We start from the raw sequence: 21,617 nt of genomic DNA on the forward strand, positions 1-21,617 counted from the left end.
AACGCTTAACTTTTTATGCTCTTTTAAAGCTTGATTTAAAAGGATAAGTCTCTTCAAAACACCGTCATAACTGCATTTAAATATATTAATGCAACTAGATTTCAGCTTATGCTTTGCTGTGGAATTTTTTTAAAAAAGAATAATTAATTTTTATTATGTTAACGTTTTCACAAAAATTAAGTTAAAAAAGACACTAACATTATTACCAATACTTCGAGTTATTTTGCTATAAAAATTGATTGGTTCAAAATAGTTTGATACTAATATCATATTTATGTCTGGATCTTTCTTTTCAAATATCAAGAATGTGCTATATTATTAGTTGTAAACGCTATCACGTATTTTTTATGTATTTTTCTTATTTTTCAGCTGTCAAAAATAAAACTTCGGGCTTGTTTCAGACAACAACAAAGTGATCGATTGCTGAAAATGCTTATATTATCCCTTTTCTAACACTTAGTCGTAAGAGGAGGTCTTTTTTTTGAAGTATTGTAAACTTGTTCATTCCGCTATCATTGGTCTGTCACTATTACTTTTCTCTGGTTTTACTTATCCACATCATTCGATCCATAACAACCATCGCCTAGACCCTACCATTCCAGTAAATATCACTGGCGGTCAGGTCAGCGGCACTTATTCACAACACCACGATGTTGCAATCTACAAAGGGATCCCATATGCAAAGTCTCCAACTGGAACCTTACGTTGGCAGGACCCGCAAAATGTTGAACCATGGCAAGGCGTTCTTAAGGCCAATAATTGGGGGAAAAGTCCGATTCAAAATGATCCGGCTCCATTTGAAGAATGGTCCCAAGAATTCGTCAATGCTGACACTGGCTTATCCGAAGATGCGCTTAACCTAAATATCTGGGCAAAAACCGACCGCAACAAGCACAAACCTGTCATAGTTTATGTTTATGGCGGTGGCTTTAACTCCGGTGGTTCATCATGCCCAGTCTATGATGGCGAAAACATCGCTAAACAGGGTGCGATCTTTGTCAGTTTCAATTACAGAGTTGGCACTATGGGCTTTCTTGCTCACCCTGAACTAACAAAAGAAGCAAAGAATGGTACATCAGGTAACTACGATTTAATGGATCAGGTCAAAGCCTTACAGTAGGTCAAACAAAATATCCATCAATTTGGCGGGAATCCCAATAATGTTACTTTGATGGGTCAATCTGCCGGCGCGGAATCCATCAACGACTTAATGATCTCGCCAAAAGCTAAAGGCTTGTTTAACAAGGCAGCAGTCTTAAGTATCAACTATTACCAGCGGAAATTACCATCACTGGCACAAAAAGAAGCTGAAGGTGCCAAAGCTTTTGCGGGTAAATCATTGTCACAAATGCGTCAACTTCCAGCCCAAGATGTGCTCAACGCCAAGTATAAGGGTCGCCCTAATATCGATGGCAAAGTTGTTCCTGGAAATTACATCGATGCAGTCAAAAAAGGGAATTCTATGGATATCCCCGTTTTAGCCGGGTACACTCAAGACGACATCGAAGGTGAATTACTCTCGACCGATAATTTGACCAAAGCATCCTACGAAAAACAGGTCCGTGAAAAAACTGGATCTTACGCAGAGCAATTCTTAAAACTATACCCAGCCACCGATTCCAACGTTACAAAAGTCGCCAACAAATTAAATGTTGATGACCTTTTAGTCAAACAAAATGAATTAGCGCGTATCAGAAATAAAAATTATCGTAGTCGAACATACAATTACCTATTTTCTCATGTGATGCCTGGACCTGAGTCTGATAAATGGGGTGCATTCCATACTTCGGATGTTCCCTATTTCCTAAATAATTTTTCTGACTTACGAAAAGATTATTGGACTAATAAGGACTTTTACCTAGGGCAGACAATGTCGCGCTACCTTGTAAACTTTGCCTACACCGGTCAGCCAAATTCATTTGGAGTGCCTGCTTGGCCTGCCAACAGAGGAAATTACGAATATATGGATCTGGACTCGCACTCAAAAATGACACGCCTTTCGCCGGCCAAAATCAAACTGTTCCAACAATTGCATAATTATTAACAGTAAAAGCTTTTTAATTGTAATTTTCATGTGATAGCCAATACTAAAAAACAGCACGAAATTTCCAAAATTTTGGTAAACTTCGTGCTGTTTTTATGGCTAAGAACATGTTGCTTTCGCTCTTAATATTAGTAAGGATCTAGGCACCGCGTTGAACTTGGTCATCATCGATCTTAGCGATCTTTCCTTGTTCAATATATACAGCTAAGATCGACATATCAGCTGGGTTTACCCCACTGATCCGGCCTGCCTGAGCAAGAGTTTCCGGACGGATCTTTTCCAATTTCTGCCGAGCCTCTGTGGCGATACCGTCAACAGCTGCATAATCGATACGGTCAGGGATCTTTTTAGCTTCCATTCGTTTTAATTTTTCAACTTTCTGCATGGACTTTTTAATATACCCAGCATACTTGAGTTGGATCTCAATTTGTTCAATACTTTGCTGTTCCAATTTATTTTCTGGTGCTGGAATAAATTGCAGAAGATCCATGTATTTGACATATGGACGTTTCAAAAAGTCGCTAGCCAAAATACCGTCTCTCAATTCGTGTTCGCCATGTTCTGCAAGGTATGCGTTGACCTTGTCGTTTGGCTTGATCCGAATGCTTGACAAACGTTTCATTTCAGCTTCAATGAGTTGCTTTTTGTTTTCAAACTGTGCATATCTTTCATCTGAAATCAGCCCAATTTTATGACCAAGATCTGTCAAGCGCAGATCTGCATTATCATGCCGTAAAATCAAGCGATATTCTGCTCGAGAAGTTAACAAACGGTATGGTTCATTAGTCCCCTTGGTAACTAGATCATCGATCATAACTCCAATATAAGCATCGCTGCGCTTCAAGGTTATTTCGTCTTTGCCCAAAGCATGTCGCCCAGCATTAATACCAGCAATGATCCCCTGCCCAGCTGCTTCTTCATAACCTGAAGTTCCGTTTGTCTGGCCAGCTGTATATAGTCCAGAAACTAATTTTGTTTCGAGTGTTGGACGTAATTGGTATGGTGAGACAACATCATATTCGATCGCATAACCCGGACGCATCATTTCAGCATTCTCTAAACCTGCGATCGAGTGCACAAATTGCTGCTGAACTTCCTCCGGCATTGATGTTGAAAGACCTTGAACGTAGTATTCATCCGTGTCTCTGCCTTCCGGTTCCAAGAACAATTGATGACGTGGTTTGTCAGCAAAACGAACAATCTTATCTTCGATCGAAGGACAGTAACGCGGTCCAACACCTTCGATCACACCCGTAAACATTGGGGCACGATTTAAGTTGTCATGAATGATCTCATGTGTTCCACCATTTGTATATGTTAACCAGCAAGACATTTGGTCTTTGGCTGAAAGATAGTCTTCATCCTTAGATTCATATGAAAAATGATGCGGTGTTTCATCACCAGGCTGCTCATCAGTCTTGGAATAGTCGATCGTATTTCCATCAACACGTGGTGGTGTCCCTGTTTTGAAACGTTTGAGTTCAAAGCCCAGCTTCTCCAGATTACCAGATAATTTCATCGATGGTTGTGTATTATTTGGTCCAGATGAATACATCAATTCACCGATAATAATTTTTCCGCGTGCTGCTGTCCCTGTTGTCAAAACAACTGACTTAGCACCATAACGAGCACCAGTATTTGTGACAACACCTTTGATCACACCATCTTCAACGATCAGGTCATCAACGATCCCTTGACGTAAGGTCAAGTTTTCTTGTTTTTCTAGAGTATGCTTCATTTCAATCGAATACTGGCGTTTATCAGCTTGCGCACGTAAAGCGCGAACTGCTGGTCCTTTACCCGTGTTGAGCATTCTCATCTGAACATATGTCTGATCAATATTACGACCCATTTCACCGCCAAGGGCATCTAATTCACGAACAACGATCCCTTTGGCAGGCCCACCGATCGAAGGGTTACATGGCATGAAAGCAACCATTTCCAAGTTAATGGTCATCAACAAGGTCTTGTTTCCCATTCTCGCAGCGGCTAAAGCTGCTTCACATCCTGCATGTCCTGCGCCAACCACGATGACATCGTAATTTTTGCCGGCATACTGTTTTATTTCCTGCATAATTTCTCTTCTCCTGTTTTAAATATCATCTGTTAACAAAATCATTTTCTAAGTGCTAAATTTCGTCTTATCCGTTTCCTCAAAGCAAAAGGTTGTGCTTAACTGATTTCCGCTCTACGATGCCAAATGCGCATCCTAGTGCGGAAATCCGTTAATGCTCACCTTCTAACCGCTTTGTTCCACCCACTTATTTTCCAAGGCAGAACTGGCTGAAAAGCTGGTCCAATAGCTCATCTTTGTACGAGTCTCCCGTTATTTCTCCCAGGTCATCCCAAGCATCCGTCATGTCGATCTGACAGAGATCTACTGGCATTCCTTCGTCTATCCCACGCAATACGGCCTCCAAAGAATCTTTGGCCTGATGCAACAATGCAATGTGGCGTGAATTTGTCAGCATGACTGTTGTTTGAGAATTTTCGATCCCATTGAAAAACATTTTTGCGATCCGTTCCTCTAATTCATCTAGCCCATCATTCTTTAAAACTGATGTGCTTAATAATTCTTCAGGTGCAACCAGCTGTTTGATCTCACTCATGTCGATTTTTTGCGGCAGATCCGTCTTATTTAAGATCACCAAGCGTTTCTTTTCTTTAGTTAGATCTAACAGTTTACGATCTTCTTTTGTTAAAGGTTCGCTGGCATTCACTAAGACCATCACTAGGTCGGCTTGTTCGATCGCCTTACGCGAACGTTCTACCCCGATTTTTTCAACTTTATCTTCTGTATCACGGATACCGGCAGTGTCGATCAATTTTAACGGCACATCGCGAATATTGACATATTCCTCGATCACATCACGGGTAGTCCCAGCAACATCGGTTACGATTGCCTTATCTTCATGCAGCAAATAGTTCAATAAACTAGATTTGCCGACATTTGGCCGACCTACGATTGCAGTTGCCAATCCATCACGCATGATTTTACCTTGATTGGCAGTGCGTAAAAGATCTTGGATACGTGTCTTAACTTCCTGAGCTTTTTCTTTCAGAATATTAGTTGTCATTGTTTCTACATCATCATATTCTGGATAATCAATATTAACTTCCACCTGAGCCAATGTATCCAGAATATCTTGCCGCAAATTTTTGATCAATTTCGACAAGTTACCATCCAACTGATTTAATGCGGCCTTCATTGAACGGTCAGTTTTAGCTCGAATCAGATCCATCACAGATTCCGCCTGAGTTAAATCAATTCTTCCATGCAAGAAAGCACGTTTAGTAAATTCACCCGGTTCTGCCAAACGAGCACCATTTTGCAACAATAACTGCAAAATTTTGTTAGTTGGCACAATACCGCCATGACAGTTGATCTCAATAATATCTTCTCGCGTAAAAGTTCTTGGCGCACGCATTACAGACACCATTACTTCATCAATTTCTTCATTGGTTTCCGGATCAACGACATGTCCATAATTGATTGTATGCGACTGGACATCTTGTAAGTTTCTTCCTTTAAAAATCTTAGCAGCAACTTCCAACGATTCCTCACCGCTCATCCGCACAATGGAGATCGCACCCTCACCAGGGGGGGTCGAGATTGCAGCGATCGTATCGTATTCTGTTGTTTGCATCATCGTCATTTTAAAAATCCCTCCTTAGGGCACAAAAAAAGCGCCACTCCACGCCAAATAAAATGGCATGGACAAAGCACTTTGACTACTTTATCTCTGTTTAAGATAAGAATGATTAGTTACAATATACGAGCAAAAAATGCAAAAGTCAAGTATAATTAAGAAAGTAACCTAGAAGTACAACTCCTTTATTAGCGGTGTTTTTTTCCCCACCGCCTCTGAGAAAACCAAAAAAATGAAGAAAGCCTGGAGCAAAATGTTTTTAATCGATATTACACCTCACAACCACAATTGTTATGACCCGATCGTTAATCAATCGATCGACAACTACTTGATCAACGACTTAAAATTACCTGGTCACGGACTGATTTGTTATATTAATCGCACATCGGTGATCATCGGATCTGCACAAAACGCTTTTAGTGAAGTTGACCTAAATTACCTCGAGCAAAACAACGTTAGCTTAGTCAGGAGGACTTCCGGCGGCGGAGCCGTTTATCATGACGAAGGCAACATTATTTTTGAAAACATTATTAGCGGCAGCTTTGATCACTGTAGTGACTATAATTACTTTGCAGAACCAATTTTATCTGCTTTAGAAGAAATGGGACTTCAAGGAGGTCACGTTAGTGCTAAAAGTGCTTTAGTCGCAAATGATCATAAATTTTCTGGCATGTGCATGATCAAGGGTAAAGATGGCTACGCCGCTGGCGGAACACTGATGTTTGATATGAATATTGCAAATGCACGTCTTGCTTTGACTCCCAAAAAACGTGATCAAGTCAAACGCGGTGTCTTATCAGCTGATCGACCGATCATAAATTTAAAACCCCTACTGCCGAATAAATATGCGTCCATGTCAGCAGAGGCCTTTAAAAATGAACTTTTACTGCATATGTTTCACGTGAAACATATGGAGGACATTCCAACTTACCATTTAACGCAAAAAGATTGGAAAAATATCTTTAAGCTGATCGATCAAAAATACGGGAAAGATGTTTGGAATTACGGAAAAAATCCCGGTTATGAATATTACTCGAACCTTCAATTGAAAAACGGTCAGCTACATGTCAATTTTTCAACAAAGAACCAACAAATCTCACGTATCAAATTCTTTGGTAACACTATTACAGTAGATGCGGCCGAAGCCTTAGAAGAAGTCCTGCTTGGAACCGATTTAAATGATAAAACACTGGAGACCTTACTAACTCGCACAATTTTTGGTTCTAACAAAAATTTTGTCCAAATAATCACTGAAATGTTACTAGCACCAGAAAAAACGCATCAAATCATTGGTTAACTCAAAATACAGATGATCAGAACCTAATCACTGATCATCTGTATTTTTCTATATTAAACTTTGGACTACCCTTAAGTCCGTTGATTCACGCCCATAAATTATACGTATGGTACTAGTTTGCCCCTTTCAAATATTTGATCGAACTTTTGCAAAAATCATTACGAACTAACACCAGCCTTTATATTTTACGAGTTACGAAGAAAAAACAAATTCCTCATTTTTTAGGGAATTATTTATTTTCAACCAAAATTGATATATATTTTTCACCATTAAATATGCTAAGATAATATGTTGGTAAATTATAATAACTAGGGGTTTTTATTTTGAATTCAAACAAAAAAACAAATAAGGGAATAGTTACTTTTGCTCTTTTCATCGCCACTTTCTTGAGTGCGGTCGAAGGTACGATCGTTTCAACGGCTATGCCGACTATTGTGGGAGATCTGAAAGGAATCTCGATCATGAACTGGGTTTTCTCGATCTACTTATTAACAACCACTTTATCTACACCAGTTTACGGTAAGTTAGTTGATGAACTTGGCAGAAAGCCGGTCTTCATCACTGGACTTTTGGTCTTTTTGATTGGATCAATGTTAAGTGGGCTATCGACCAGCATGCCGCAGTTAATTGCTTGGCGTGCTGTTCAAGGAATCGGTGCGGGAGCGATCTTACCTATTTCAAATACGATCATCGCCGACATCTATCCCCCAGATAAACGGGCCCAAGTGATGGGTCTGAATAATTCAGCCTGGGGAATAGCTTCTGTTGCTGCCCCGCTTTTAGGTGGTTTGATCGTTGATAATTTAAGTTGGAAATGGGTCTTTTTCATCAACGTACCGATCGGCCTGGTCTCGATCCTTTTGATTTGGGTCAATTTGCGCGAAGATAAACACTATGCCCACGGCAAGTTAGACATCTGGGGAATTATTTGGTTATCTTTGACGATCGGTGGGATCTTATATGGAGTAGAAGTCCTAAACAAGACCCACATTAACGTCGTAGCCGCAATTAGCGTTTTTATAGCTGCAATTATTGGTTTAATACTCTTTATTCGACAAGAAAAACGAGCAGCGGATCCAATCATCTTATTAGATCTCTTTAAAAAGCGCACTTTTGTAATTCAAAATTTTGCAGTAGCAATGATGTCTATTTTTCTGATTGCTTTTGATGTCTACGTACCCTCATGGACACAAGGACTTCTGGGCTTACCAGCCACAATTGCCGGTTTCGCTACAACACCAAGTTCTATCTTATGGATCTTTGGTTCATTTTTAGCAGGTATCTTCTTAGGCAAGATGACACCACGCAAAATATTAATGTTGAGTATGGGGCTGCTTGTTATTTCAGGTACGGTATTTGTCTTCTTGCCAGTGGACACACCCTTTTATGCCTTTTTAATTATTGGAGTGTTCTTAGGAACAGGTTTTGGTATCACAGTTACAAGTTCTACAATTATTTCTCAAAGTATCGTTGCACCAGAAAATGTCGGGATGGCAACATCTTTTAATACTTTGGTCCGGACACTTTCACAAAGCATTTCAATTTCTGCTTTTGGGATCGTTATCAATCGTTCTTTGATTCATGGGATTCACGCTCATCCAGAAGCGCATTTGAACGTTAATATGTTCAACAAAATGATCAATCCCCATACTGTAGATCAATTGCCGGACAAACTGATCCCATTAATGCATCAGATCTATCATAACGGTTTACAAAATGTTTTTACGATCGCAGTTGGCTGCATGGCATTAGCATTTGTTCTAAACTTACTTAAACAAAAAAATTACCACATTGATAATAAATAATGAAAAAGGCTAGTGAGCCGAAGTGCCCCATAATTATTAGACATAGAAATCTAATAATTGTGGGGTGTTTTTTTGTATTCGAAATCGTTTCACTTGCGTTTTTTTGAATAGTAATGATAATGTGTTAGTTATAGGATTTGTGAAATATATTTTGCAAAAGTAACTAATAGTAACACCTTCACTGTGCACATAAATGGCAACACCTCAACATACCAAGCCTTTTCTGACGAATATTAGATAATTTTCAAGTACTCGCCTTGTGAAAAGTGCTAAGCTATTTAAATAATTAACCAGCTGTTATCATTAGCCAATAAATTTCTGCTAGTATTTTCTTACCATACTCAAAAATATCTCACTATGTCATCTCAACTTGTTCTGGTTTTGTAGTCGAGCTCCGCATGACAAAAGGCTGCTAGTGCTCATCTTCTAAGCGGGTTTTTCCACTCTGTTTTGAAAGAGGGTTTTATATGCTATGGCTGACCATTATAGCTATTATGCTATTTTACTTATCTGGGGGATCGTTACTTATAACAAATTTATTAGATTCAGAGAAAATACCAATAACGCTATGAGTCAGATCTCAGCTCAAATCAAAAGTCGCTGGGATGCCTTGACTAACTTGATAACCGCTACTAAAAATTACCAAACTTACGAAAACAAGACTTTAACCAAAATTATTGAAGATCGTTCCAGCGTATCACAAGATGCTTCTGTCAAAGACATTGACCAAGATGATCAGCTCTTCAGCAATGTTTTAGGGGTGATCAGCGCCCTAACCGAACAATATCCAGACCTAAAAGCCAGCAACGTAAATCTCCAAACAATGTCTTCAGTTGATAAATATGAAAATCTAGTCAGAGAATCAAGGATGATTTATAACGATACTGTCACACGTTTTAACCGGGCTATCAAAATGTTTCCTAACTCACTTCTAGCAAGTCCTTTTGGTTTCACGGAACAAAACTACTTCAAAAATACTGAAAATAAACAGGAGATGCCGCAATAGTCAGAATAAAATCAATTTGCTGCAGGAACCTGAAAGAGATGCACATGAACCGCTTCAAGCATTATACACTGTTTTTTATCGTGTTAAAAAAGATAATGTGGTAACCGAACCCCGTCTTATCTAAATACTTGAGCCACGGTTCTAACTGGCAAGAACTAATGTCTAAGTTTTCTGATTACAGTTATACTTATTGCATGAAATACAGTTTAGTTGAATCAAGTGCTGATGCATTAAAAACACGCAACAAAAAGAACCGTAAAGCGATCCACTGGACACAAAATGGTTATTAAACGACAATCACCAGCTCACCGACGAGGGAATAAAAATTTGCACGCAAATAGTACAATTAAAAAACTATTTAGAAGAGTTCTCCCTACTAAGTAAAAGAAATATTAAAGAGGTCAGTCTCTGGGATGAATATATATTAGCCGCTGCAGCTTTGGATATATTAGACAAAGACAGCTAAACAAAGTTTACCCAGTCTATGCACATGAAAGTATTATAATACAAGTGATCATCCATTCAACTATACTGACAATTTCAGCAGTAATGTCGCATATTCCTCTACTGGTAGCGGTGGCTCCACCAGTTTTGATCTGAATCGACTAGTTGCCAATTTTGCTAACAAAACCCCCCCAAAAAAACAAACTATCATCTGTTAAAAGATGATAGTTTGTTTAATATATCTAACGATAGCCATTAGGATCGATCCAAATTATTTTTCAGATCCTCGATCGAGTTGATATTCTTCATATATTTAGGAACAGCTAAACCGATCCGAGCACCCTTCAAGTTTGTCCGCACATAGTCATACTGCCCCTTATACTTCTTAGCAAATGCCTTGTGTGTTGAAGGTAACTCGGCAGTAACTGAAGCGTCTGCCTTATCAGAAACAATTGCTTGCCACATAACTTCAACGTCTAGTTGTTGTAATGTTACATCATAATTTTTTCGTTTCAACAATTGCTCCACCACATTGGAAGCAGCAATTTCATAATCATAAGGCATATAAACTAACTTGATTTTTTTACCTTTTCCATCGGGCACGCCTTGCAACATTTTGCTGACTTTTTTAGGATTGTTTTTAATAAACTTTTGCGCAGCAACGGTTTTATCTTCGCCGCCGTTGATATCCATCATGACAGGTTCAGCATCTTTCTTCAGATCCCAATGGAAATTTTGCAAGAGCTTATACGCACCAGGATTATCTTTCTTCAAACCCTTACGAGCAATCGTAGCTTCGTGCTCACCTCTGCCAAAAACGTTCTTCGGATCTTTTAACCACTTGATCGGATATTTAGAAAACATCCAGTGTGGCTGATAAGCTGTCACAACGATTGGTTCTTTATACTTGATTGCTTTGTCTAATGTGCTTGTCATAGCAGCTGTCGAACTTGGCATCAACTCGCTGTTTGCGCAAGTTCATGCGGAGCGGTTGTTCACCTAGGCTGGGCAGTTTCATCTTGGTCAGGCGGGCCCATTCTGAACAAGATTCGTGGAACCACAATTAACACAGCGTTCGACGGGGTAAGTCAGCGTAGCTGAAAGCAGTTTTTCGTGAACTCCGGCCTGTGAAAAATCAGTACAAGCTGAAATTTTGATATTTGGGTCTTGGATATTGAGTAAATTTAGGATAGAATCAGTTTGGGACATCATTTATACCTCGCTTTGATTTGGTTTTGTCGCTTTAATCGTAGCATATGAGGACAAATGATGTCCTTTTTTGTACAAAAATAGTGCTGATGAACGTTCATCAACACCAAAAAGTTTAGACCCAAAAGAAAAGATACCCCTTTACATTTGCAGGATATCTTTTCACAAGTCTTATATTTTTAAATAGTAGGCTATTATGATCAATTACTAATTCTGTTCCGGTAATTGTCTTAGCTTTGTCACTTGCCAAGAATAAAATATCCTTAGTAATATCCTCAACTTCAGAATAGTAAGAAAGTAATGAATCGTTAACAGCCAGGTTACATTTCAGGGTGATCCGCTAATACTTTTTGCATCAACCTTATTCTTATTTGTTTTTTAAATCATCGATAGTATTAATACTCTTCATATACTTCGGCACAGCCAATCCAGTTTTAGCATGCTCCAGATTTTTCCTAACTTCAACATATTTACCCTTATATTTCTTAGCATATAACTTATGTGTCACAGGAAGTTCGACCGTAACTGTAGCATCCAATTTACCACTAGAGATCGCACTCCACATAATACCAACATCAAGCTGCTTCATCGTTGCGTCATACCCCTTTTGTTTCAAAAGAGTCGTGACTAGGGTAGTAGCAGCTATTTCATAATCATATGGAGTATACCCGATTTTGATTTTCTTGTTCTTTCCATCAGGCACATCCTTTAGCCACTCTTTGACTTGCTTAGGATGGTCCTTAATAAATTCATCAACGGCTTTTTGTTTATCCATACCGTTATTGATTTTCATCATTAATGGATTAGACATTTTAAGCGACCAGTGGAAATTCTCTAAGAACTTGTTGGCACCTGGATTATCTTGTCTAAATCCCTTTCGAGTAATAGTCCGAATTGATTCACCCTTGCCATAAGCATGTTTAGGATCATCTAAGAATTTCAGCGGATATTTGGCGAACATCCAGTGCGGCTGCCACCCTGTCACTACGATCGGCTCTTTATTTTTAATAGCCTTATCCAATGTACTTACCATGGCAGCAGTAGAACTTGGCATAAGTTGCCAATTTGCGCTTTTCAGATGGTACTTACTCAATGCCGTTTCAGTACTATCAGTAATACCCGCACCAGCTTCGATCCCTGTGATCGTATAGTTGATCTGAGACCCTAATTTTTTATGCGAATTATATTCGGGCGGTTTGGCACAAGCACTAACAACTACCGCCAAGCCTAAAGTCGCGGCTGCTAATTTTAGATAACGGAGGATTTTTTTCTTCACTATGATCACCCCTTATCTAGATGTCTGGTTGAACGATTGTGTGATCCGATCCAATATAATAGCGACGATAACCACCGCGATCCCTGCAGCAAAACCTGCACCAGCATCGTTACGTCCAACAGCGAAGTAAACCTGCGTACCCAAACCAAGCGCACCGATCATCGACGCAATAACAACCATGGAAAGGCCAAGCATCATTGTCTGGTTAACACCGGACATGATCGTTGTCTTAGCCATTGGCAACTGCAGCCCGATCAATTTTTGCCAACTAGTCGAACCAAATGAATCAGCAGCTTCGATCAAGTCTGCTGGGACCTGACGGATACCCAAGTTGGTCATTCGAACTGTCGGTGGCATTGCGAAGATCACAGATGCCAAGACACCAGGAACCATCCCGATCCCAAAGAAGGCGACAGCTGGGATCAGGTAAACAAAGGCTGGCAGAGTCTGCATGAAGTCCAAGATCGGTTTGATCACAACTTCAGCCTTATTACTCTTAGCCATCCAGATCCCCAGCGGGATCCCGATGACGATCGCGATCAAACTTGACGACAAGACCAAAGTCAGGGTCTGTGTCATATCACGCCAATACCCTAAGTTCCAGATCAATAAAAGACCCAAAACTTCGAAAATCATGAAACCCAATTTCTTTTGGTCTTTCTTGACCCAATACGTTAAAGCCAAAATGACAATGATAAATAACCATTCCGGCAACAAATCAAAGACCCATTGGATCGCGTCAATGATGGCCTGGAAAAAAGCCGTAATACTGTTGAAAAATCCTGTAAATTTACTTAGCCAATCAACACCAGCGTTGATCCAATCGGCTAATGGTAATGCTCCGATACCCTTCATTAAACGCTCACCTCTTCCCCAGAAATAGCAGCCAAGACTGTCCCACGCAAGATAATACCCAGCAAATGATCATCATCATCGACCACGATATACGGAATCGGAGTCTTCGAAATATCATTGATCAGATCATTGATCGGTGTATCAGCATGAGTCTTGGGCACATCCGTCTTCAAAACAGACCGTAAATCTTTACTGTTTTTCTTGATCAGGTCCGAAACATCATGTGCGTCAGCGAAGCCGACGAACCTGTTTTCGTTATCAACCACGTAGATCGAAGAAATGTCATTTTCCCGCATTCGGCGTAAAGCAACTCGCGGACCAGCTTTAGCAATGTTGACCACCTGTGCTTTAGCCATGACGCTACTGGCCGTCAGAACTTGGGTCCGGTCAACGCCTTCAATAAAGCGTTCAACATAATCATTAGCCGGATGCGTCAAGATATCTTCAGGTTCACCGATCTGTTCGATGTTTCCGTCACGCATGATCATGATCCGATCACCCAATTTCAAGGCTTCGTTTAAATCATGCCCGATAAAGATGATCGTTTTATGCATTTTTTCTTGGATCTGTAACAAGAGATCCTGCATTTCTTTCCGGTACAATGGATCCAAAGCAGAAAAGGCTTCATCCATCAGTAAGATCTCGGCATCATTGGCAATTGCCCGTGCTAAACCGACACGCTGTTGCATCCCACCGGATAATTGGTCAGGATATTGTTGATCGTACCCATTCAAACCAACTAGATTCAAAGCATCCTTGGCCTTTTTTTCTTGTGTTTCCTGATCAACTTTTTTTAGTGCTAATCCATATTCTGCATTCTGTAAAACTGTCAAGTGTGGGAACAAGGCGAAGTTTTGAAAAACCATCCCAATTTTATCTTGACGTAACTTACGTAATTCTTCTTTTGATAACTCCATGACTTTCTGACCGTCGATCTCAACATCACCTTCAGTTGAATCGATCAAACGATTGATCATCCGAATGATAGTCGATTTTCCACTCCCAGAAAGTCCCATGACGACAAACAACTCACCATCATTAACAGTAAAATTTGCTTGGTTGACCCCAACTGTACAACCAGTTTGAGCAAGGATCTCTTTCTTATCTTTTCCTTGACTCAGTAATTTTTTGGCTTGGGGGATTTGTTTGCCGAATATTTTAGTTAAATTTGTAACTTTAACTTTTTCTGTCATTCTTTCCTACTCCTCCCTTTTATAAACAATACCAAACTATTATTTCAAATAAATACCTAATAAGTCAAATTATCTAATTCAAAACTAACTGAAGATAATTATTATCATAGCGGTTTCTTCTTATTATTCTCCCCGTTTATTCGATAACGTCAAAATCACAATGACTAATATTATAGTAACTGTAACCGGTTATTACTCTCAAAAAATTGTCTCAAAAAATATGCCCTAAATTTCTATATTAAATTTTTTGAATTTATGGAGTTTACAAAACATTCGGTAAAAATTGGCCCTCAGGCGATTCAAATTTTTTACCTTAGTTACAAAAATAGGTATACTTATGACACATACTATTATTGATTACCGTTTAAAGGGAGGATATTACTATGCATTGGATATGGGTCTTGCTCGTTGGAGCCGTGATCGGTGCCATCGCTGGAGGCATTACTAGCCAAGGAAAATCAATGGGCTGTGCAGCCAACATTATCGCCGGTTTGGTTGGTTCTTCTCTGGGCCAAGCACTTCTTGGCGATTGGGGGCCTCAAGTCGCTGGAATGGCAATTATTCCATCGATCATCGGTGCCGTGATCATCGTTTGGATAGTTGCTTTTATTATTTCTAAAAGTAACTAAAATTAGTTAATGATATATATAAAAACTTCGCTCTACCATTTTGTGGTAGTAGCGAAGTTTCTTCTTTTACTGATTTAAAAAACTTTCATATTATTTTTCTGCAGCTAGGTTTGCTTGTTCCTGAGCTAACAGTTTTCTATCATAGATCCGTGCAAATGGATAGTAAACTAAGCCAGCAACAATTACGTTAACGAATGCTAAGATAACTGATCTCCAGTCACCACCAGTACCAAGGAAAGCACCAATACCAACAGGTGATGGCCATGGCATCTGTGCAATAATCTGGCTTGTAAGCCCAAGCTTAATGGACCAATATGTTAATGATGAAGTAACCACTGGGGCCAACATAAATGGGATCGACAGGTACGGGTTATACACAACTGGGGCACCAAAGATGATCGGTTCGTTAATGTTAAAGAACGCTGGTGCAATTGCAGCACGTCCTAAAGTCTTCAACTGAGCTGATTTAGCCATGAATGTCATAAAGAATACTAAACCTAAAGTAGCCCCGGAACCACCAATAATAACAAACATATTGTTAAATTCACCAGCAAAGATCATGTGTGCACCATGGGCGTTCAACGTCAAGTTGTTCAAAGTAATAGGTGTAATGAAAGCACCGATAATATTGGCACCGTGAATACCCAAGACCCACAACAATGAGATCAATAATTCGATGACAACGATCCCGAGCCAACTATTAGTCAAGTTCGTAACGAAACTAAATGGCATAGCGATCACATTGTAAATATCAGTATTAAATGCAATCAAGATCCCATCGATCAGCAAAACGACAAAAGAAATAACAAATGTTGGAATCAGGGCTGTAAAGGAATTAGAAACACCTGAAGGTACTTGTTCCGGCATTCTGATGACCCAATTTTTCTGAACAATAATTTGATAGATCTTAACCGCAAGCAAGGCCATGATAATACCAGTAAAGATACCACCAGTTCCCAACCGGTCTAAACCACCAGCACCAGATCTCCAGCCATTAATAACTGTTTCTGTTTTATTAGTAACATTCAACAAGGTGAAAGTACCACCTTTAATGACCAATTCTGGAATTGTCATAAAGAAAGCAAAAACAGCTAACAAAGCACCATTAACAGGATCAAGATTTACTTTTTCTTCGTCCCGGATAATTCTCGTATATTCATAACCAATAACGATCGTAAAGTATAAAGCTAAGATTCCCATAGTCGTTTGGTTAGCAATCATGTACAAGTTAGTGATCTTGACAAATGTTGCATTGAAGAAACCTGTTAAACCTGTGAAAACGGTCGGTAAAATATTCAATACCAAGAACATGGAACCTACGATCGTAAAAGGAATACTTGCTAGGCCAGCTGCCATGATAGCTCGAACGATCCGAGTTGAAGCAATTTTTCCCATTGGGGACATGAGTTTATCATTTAACAACTTCATAAATTTGTTATCTTCACCCATAATTTTTTCTCCTTTGTTTAACGTCAATTTATACTGACAACTATTAAGAACCAGAAAAAACAGGAACTCATGATTGCGGTTACATTTTATGTTTAAAAAAATATTTTTTTAAGCATATTCACCATTTAATGGCACAAATAAGTACATCTTCCTGTTATTATTCTGTCCTAAAAAAATAATAATTCTTCAAATATCAACACTAGCGCTTCTAAGTTACCTCCTTCCATTCAAATTAAAGCGCTTTAATTCCTACATACAAATTATAATATGTTGGTACTATTTTTACAAGTCCCTTTAAATTTTTTTCGCAATTTTTTGTGATTTTAACCTACAAGTCGAGTTAACAACTTTTATTTTCCTTTCAAAAAAATCGTTGCCCCCTTTTATCGGTGGCAACGATTATTCTGTAATATTTTTATTTCTTATTGAGTGCGTCATTGTACTCCTGCATTGTTTTTAAATAGCGGTCACGATCATGTTCGATCAAGTTGACACGTCTTTCCATAAACAAACATAATAGTATTCCTAAAATCAACATGGTAATGATCAGTGTCTTTCCCCTTACTGACATAAACGGATAAAAATTAGCAAACAAGGGCGTCATGCAAATTAACAACAGTGCAAAATTAACGCCTAATTGAATCCAAAAATATATTTTAGAGTACGGTAATTCGTTAGAACTGTTATGCAACTTTTTAAAGTGTTCCCACACAACTGGCAAAACTGCAACCATCAACAATAAAGGCAATAATAGTGTCTGCTGATGCCCTTGGATCAACAGTACCAGCCAGTACAAATTCAGGAAAAAGAAAAATGCAGCGACATATCTAAATAACAAAAAACGATTGAAAGACATAGTTTCCCTACTCTGCTTTTTTCGCTGTTCTTCTATTCTTTTTTGTTCTTGTTTTTTATTTTTAGCCATGTTTTACCCCAACTTCTCTTATCCTTAATATTTTTACTTAGGAACATTTAACAAATTAGTTTTCTCCTGAATTATTCATACTTTTCCCTTAAGGACTACTTTTTGTTGTTGTCATGCTAGTTCGCATCTTTTTCGTTTTTCACCTGTTGGGTGTACAAAAAGAGCACATCCTGTGCTATTGTTAAGTCGTTGAAAACCACAAAGAACAGGAGTGCTCCTTATGTCAACTTTACATCATGAAAAACTTTTATTCAATGACCAGATCAACATTTCTAATGACGGTGGTGAGTTAGCGAACGATGCCGGAACTTTATTAATTGCTGAATTTCTGCACCAAATTCACTTTGACCAGCTCTTAGAAGATAACTTGCATTTTAAAGATGACCGTAAATATTGTACCTTTCCCTTGAACAATTTATTTAAGCAGTTGCTGTTGCAATTGCTGGCAGGATACTGCCAAGATCAGTCGGCTAATACCTTGTCACACGCCGTTGATTTTAAGCTGGTCTTGTCTCAAGCGGTCGCTTCCCAGCCGACACTTTCACGCTTTATCAATCACATTTCAGCGTCTGGGCTCTTTTCAGTCAAATCATTGCTCGGCTCGGTAGCTCACTTTGTTCTTGGGCAGCTAAATCAACATCAGCTGATCCTTGATCTAGATTCGACACATGCCGATACGTTTGGTGACCAAGAAAAGAGTGCTTATAACGGTCACTACCAGACCAACGGTTATCATCCTTTACTAGCCTTTGATGCTTTATCGGGCTGCTTGTTGAATGCTCAATTACGCCCCGGCAATCGCTATACTTCCCAAGGTGCGACTAAATTTTTATTACGGAGCTTACGGGCCTATGACGGATCTTCCCTGGATGTCTTAGTGCGAGGAGATTCTGGTTTCGCAGCTCCAGGGATCTACCATGCGTGTGATAAAAAGCAGGCTAAGTTCGTGATTCGTTTAAAAGCGAACTACCAGCTCCAAAGTCGGGCTGAAAACCTGATCCAAGTGGGTGACCAGGACTTCACCGAAGCTGAAGTCCAATGGCATGTCCTGCGAGACTATTGTCCTCAAAGTTGGTCACGACCTTATCGTGTGATTATTAAATCAACGCGGCCGGCGGGCAACTTTCTGTTTGACCATGAGTTTATCGTGACCAACTTGGAAGAATTAAGCGGTCCACAAGTCTTTGCCCTCTATCACCAACGCGGTTCCATGGAAGACTTGATCAAAGAAGTTAAACGTGGCTTTCACTTTGATAAAACGGACAGTTCTAGTTTTGAGGCCAATGAGTTCCGGATGCTGGTAGCTGGGGTCGCTTATAATATACTGCAAGCCATGAAGAACTTAGTTTTACCAACAAAGCTTAAACACGCTCAGGTCGGGACGATCCGTTTTAAATTACTCCATGTGGCAGCTAAGGTCACGCACCATGCGCGTCAAATCTGGGTCCATTTATCTCAGACCAATGTGTTCGATAAATTATTTTGGCAGACACTGTTCAAGATTCAAAATCTAAAAATATATCCGCTGTGAACTCACAAAATAAAAAATGTTTTTCTTAGGGAAAGGGTGAAGTCTGTCCTTTTTTAAACAGTCCGACAACAAAACTAACAAAAAGCTGCTTTTTTTACACACTAAAGTAACTTTGCACAAAGTTTTAACTGCAACGAAAAGTATGAATAATTCAGGTTTCTAGATCTGCACCATTAGTTTTGATTACTTTTTGATACCAATAAAACGAATCTTTTCTTGAACGCGCTAATGTACCGTGACCATCATCATCTTTGTCAACGTATATAAAACCATACCGTTTCGACATTTGGCCTGTTCCAGCAGAAACTAAATCGATGCACCCCCATGGAGTATAGCCCATCAAGTCGACCCCATCAAGAGTAACTGCTTTTTTAACTTCTTCCAGATGTTTGCGCAAATAATCCACACGATATGGATCATGGATGCTGCCGTCTTCTTCAACCTGATCAACTGCACCTAACCCATTTTCCACAATAAACAATGGCAAATGGTAACGGTCAGTCAGTTCATTCAAACCGTAACGCAAGCCAATCGGGTCGATCGACCAATCCCAGTCACTTGTTTCCAAATACGGATTTTCGACAATAACATTATCAGGTGATTCCAAACTATCGGCATTTTCTTTCTTAGCACTAACTGTAATTGATTGATAATAACTGAAACCAATATAATCGACTGTTCCTTCCTTAAGGACAACTTTGTCTTCAGCTGTAATATCTGGTCGATAACCCTGACGTTCTATATAGGCTTCAACACCCTTTGGATATTCACCCCAAGCTTGAACGTCAGAGAACCAGAAACGACGCTGGTTGACCCGTTGAGCCAGCAAGATATCTTCTGGGTCTGAAGAAGCAGGATAAGCTGGTGTATAATTGATCATTAACCCGATCATAAAATCAGGATCGATCTTTTTACCCTCCTTAACAGCCAACGCACTCGCAACTAGCTCATAATGAGCAGCCTGATACATTTCAGCCTCATTATTACTATCATTATCCAAGAGTAAGCCGGAATTTGTAGCCATCGAAAAATCATTATTGAATGAAGCTTGGTTATCAATTTCGTTAAAAGTCATCCAATATTTGACTTGGCCTTTGTAACGTTTGAAACAAGTCGTCGCAAAACGCAGGAAGAAATCTATCGTCTCCCGGCTGCCAAAACCGTTATATTTCTCAACTAAATGCCACGGCATTTCGAAGTGCGCTAAAGTTACAACTGGTTCAATGCCATATTTATGGCATTCAGCGAAAAGATCATCATAAAACTTGAGTCCTTCTTCATTAGGTTCAGTTTCATCACCCTTAGGAAAGATCCGTGTCCAAGCAATCGATGTTCTAAAACACTTAAAACCCATTTCAGCAAATAACGCAATATCTTCCTTATAGTGTCCATAAAAATCAATTGCGTCATGGTTAGGATAATTTTTACCAGGTAAGACACCTTTAGTGATCTCACGGGGAACACCATTTTCTCCAGCAGTCATCACATCTGCGACAGAAACACCTTTACCGCCCTCTTGCCAAGCACCTTCGAGTTGGTGAGCAGCTACAGCACCGCCCCATAGGAACCCTTTTGGAAATGAATTTGCAACCATTATTCCACACTTCTCTTTCTTGTTAAGTTTATAATAAAACGCTTTCCAAAAGAATTATAACTTATTGGTACAACTTCGTCAATGAGGCATCTGCTTTATAAATATATTTAACCATATTGATTCAAAGTCTGACTCTGAACAGCTCTTAGAACACAAAAAGACCATGCGTTTAAACATGATCTTTTTGTGAACTATAAATAGTGAGGGTCAAACCAGTTTCAATAAGCTTTTGATCAATTTCTGGTTGTCCGTGAGCAATTTCTGATAATCTTCAACGCTAAACTCTCCAACATCTTTAATACAATGAGCTATTTTTTCTTCGATTTGCGGTTTTAACTTTTTTCCCATCTCTGTCAAGCTAACGACTAACTGCCTTTTGTCTTCCAAGGGATGAACTCGTGTGATCCACCCAGTGTTTTCAAGGCGCCGTAATAAGGGAGTCAACGTATTACTTGCCAAGTGTAAAGTTTTCCCAAGGTCATGTAAATTACGCTGATCTTTCTCCCATAAAGCCAACAAGACTAAATATTGCGGGTAGGTCAGTTTATATTCATCCAATGTTTGCTGGTAAAACTTTGCAAAAAGACGATTAGCGTTGTAAATCGAAAAACAGAGCTGATTTGCTAGTTCCATATCTTGTTTTACCATGGTTAATCGTCTCCTTTCATATTAATAAGTTTTCTCGCTGCTAAATAAAGCGTACACGATTT

At 39.3% G+C, this 21,617-nt stretch carries 18 protein-coding genes and 1 pseudogene; 8 read left to right on the plus strand and 11 right to left on the minus strand.

Going from position 1 to position 21,617, the window contains the following annotated elements; translation table 11 throughout:
• Window positions 1–481 precede the first annotated feature (481 nt).
• Window positions 482–2,044: pseudogene (locus BQ5903_RS12345) on the plus strand (carboxylesterase/lipase family protein).
• Window positions 2,045–2,183: 139 nt separating this feature from the next.
• Here BQ5903_RS12345 and mnmG read toward each other — a convergent pair.
• Window positions 2,184–4,118 carry a tRNA uridine-5-carboxymethylaminomethyl(34) synthesis enzyme MnmG gene (gene mnmG / locus BQ5903_RS11305; RefSeq protein WP_010499313.1) on the minus strand — a complete coding sequence of 645 codons (1,935 nt, stop codon included), beginning with the start codon at window positions 4,116–4,118 and terminating at the stop codon, window positions 2,184–2,186.
• Window positions 4,119–4,305: 187 nt separating this feature from the next.
• Window positions 4,306–5,700: a tRNA uridine-5-carboxymethylaminomethyl(34) synthesis GTPase MnmE gene (gene mnmE / locus BQ5903_RS11310; protein WP_079579573.1), complete on the minus strand. Its 1,395-nt coding sequence runs from the start codon at window positions 5,698–5,700 to the stop codon at window positions 4,306–4,308.
• A gap of 247 nt (window positions 5,701–5,947) precedes the next feature.
• Between mnmE and BQ5903_RS11315 the strand changes: the two genes are divergently transcribed.
• From BQ5903_RS11315 to BQ5903_RS12605, 5 genes are all read left to right on the plus strand, one after another.
• Window positions 5,948–6,991, plus strand: coding sequence for a lipoate--protein ligase (locus BQ5903_RS11315; protein ID WP_035631482.1), 1,044 nt, complete (start codon window positions 5,948–5,950; stop codon window positions 6,989–6,991).
• A gap of 323 nt (window positions 6,992–7,314) precedes the next feature.
• A complete protein-coding gene (locus tag BQ5903_RS11320; protein WP_056972009.1) occupies window positions 7,315–8,796 on the plus strand; it encodes an MDR family MFS transporter in 1,482 nt (493 codons plus the stop codon).
• 472 nt (window positions 8,797–9,268) lie between these two features.
• Window positions 9,269–9,802 (plus strand): LemA family protein, encoded by a 534-nt coding sequence (locus BQ5903_RS11325; protein ID WP_154022043.1) that lies wholly within the window; start codon window positions 9,269–9,271, stop codon window positions 9,800–9,802.
• 128 nt (window positions 9,803–9,930) lie between these two features.
• On the plus strand, window positions 9,931–10,092 hold the full coding sequence (locus BQ5903_RS12350; protein WP_231920865.1) for a hypothetical protein: 162 nt from the start codon (window positions 9,931–9,933) through the stop codon (window positions 10,090–10,092).
• Window positions 10,071–10,268 carry a DUF2207 family protein gene (locus BQ5903_RS12605; protein WP_154022061.1) on the plus strand — a complete coding sequence of 66 codons (198 nt, stop codon included), beginning with the start codon at window positions 10,071–10,073 and terminating at the stop codon, window positions 10,266–10,268. The genes BQ5903_RS12350 and BQ5903_RS12605 overlap by 22 nt, the downstream gene beginning before the upstream one ends.
• 233 nt (window positions 10,269–10,501) lie before the next feature.
• On the opposite strand, the gene BQ5903_RS11335 is transcribed toward BQ5903_RS12605, so the two are convergent.
• From BQ5903_RS11335 to BQ5903_RS11355, 5 genes are all read right to left on the minus strand, one after another.
• Window positions 10,502–11,203 (minus strand): glycine betaine ABC transporter substrate-binding protein, encoded by a 702-nt coding sequence (locus BQ5903_RS11335; protein WP_237756883.1) that lies wholly within the window; start codon window positions 11,201–11,203, stop codon window positions 10,502–10,504.
• A gap of 66 nt (window positions 11,204–11,269) precedes the next feature.
• Window positions 11,270–11,458 carry a hypothetical protein gene (locus BQ5903_RS11340; protein ID WP_154022044.1) on the minus strand — a complete coding sequence of 63 codons (189 nt, stop codon included), beginning with the start codon at window positions 11,456–11,458 and terminating at the stop codon, window positions 11,270–11,272.
• A 364-nt stretch (window positions 11,459–11,822) separates the two neighbouring features.
• Window positions 11,823–12,731, minus strand: a complete 909-nt coding sequence (locus tag BQ5903_RS11345; RefSeq protein WP_010499917.1) for a glycine betaine ABC transporter substrate-binding protein — start codon at window positions 12,729–12,731, stop codon at window positions 11,823–11,825.
• Between the two features lie 12 nt (window positions 12,732–12,743).
• Window positions 12,744–13,586, minus strand: a complete 843-nt coding sequence (locus BQ5903_RS11350; RefSeq protein ID WP_079578480.1) for an ABC transporter permease — start codon at window positions 13,584–13,586, stop codon at window positions 12,744–12,746.
• The gene (locus tag BQ5903_RS11355; RefSeq protein WP_079579575.1) at window positions 13,586–14,779 is read right to left on the minus strand and encodes a quaternary amine ABC transporter ATP-binding protein; all 1,194 of its coding nucleotides are present in this window, start codon (window positions 14,777–14,779) and stop codon (window positions 13,586–13,588) included. The genes BQ5903_RS11350 and BQ5903_RS11355 overlap by 1 nt, the downstream gene beginning before the upstream one ends.
• 383 nt (window positions 14,780–15,162) lie before the next feature.
• On the opposite strand from BQ5903_RS11355, the gene BQ5903_RS11360 reads away from it, so the two are divergent.
• Window positions 15,163–15,408, plus strand: a complete 246-nt coding sequence (locus BQ5903_RS11360) for a GlsB/YeaQ/YmgE family stress response membrane protein (RefSeq protein WP_010499332.1) — start codon at window positions 15,163–15,165, stop codon at window positions 15,406–15,408.
• Window positions 15,409–15,498: 90 nt separating this feature from the next.
• Here the strand turns inward: BQ5903_RS11360 and celB are convergent, their stop codons facing one another.
• Together celB and BQ5903_RS11370 are read right to left on the minus strand one after the other, a co-directional pair.
• Window positions 15,499–16,857 (minus strand): PTS cellobiose transporter subunit IIC, encoded by a 1,359-nt coding sequence (gene celB / locus BQ5903_RS11365; RefSeq protein ID WP_079579576.1) that lies wholly within the window; start codon window positions 16,855–16,857, stop codon window positions 15,499–15,501.
• A gap of 415 nt (window positions 16,858–17,272) precedes the next feature.
• Window positions 17,273–17,782, minus strand: a complete 510-nt coding sequence (locus BQ5903_RS11370; protein WP_010499342.1) for a hypothetical protein — start codon at window positions 17,780–17,782, stop codon at window positions 17,273–17,275.
• Between the two features lie 220 nt (window positions 17,783–18,002).
• On the opposite strand from BQ5903_RS11370, the gene BQ5903_RS11375 reads away from it, so the two are divergent.
• Window positions 18,003–19,313 (plus strand): IS1380 family transposase, encoded by a 1,311-nt coding sequence (locus BQ5903_RS11375; RefSeq protein WP_079578588.1) that lies wholly within the window; start codon window positions 18,003–18,005, stop codon window positions 19,311–19,313.
• A 151-nt stretch (window positions 19,314–19,464) separates the two neighbouring features.
• Here BQ5903_RS11375 and BQ5903_RS11380 read toward each other — a convergent pair whose 3' ends face one another.
• The gene (locus BQ5903_RS11380) at window positions 19,465–20,907 is read right to left on the minus strand and encodes a 6-phospho-beta-glucosidase (protein WP_079579577.1); all 1,443 of its coding nucleotides are present in this window, start codon (window positions 20,905–20,907) and stop codon (window positions 19,465–19,467) included.
• Window positions 20,908–21,114: 207 nt separating this feature from the next.
• Entirely contained in the window at window positions 21,115–21,555 is a 441-nt protein-coding gene (locus tag BQ5903_RS11385; RefSeq protein ID WP_079579578.1) for a MarR family winged helix-turn-helix transcriptional regulator, read from the minus strand.
• Window positions 21,556–21,617 lie beyond the last annotated feature (62 nt).

The sequence above is a fragment of the Ligilactobacillus acidipiscis genome, assembly GCF_900116935.1.
Classification (GTDB): Bacteria; Bacillota; Bacilli; order Lactobacillales; family Lactobacillaceae; genus Ligilactobacillus; species Ligilactobacillus acidipiscis.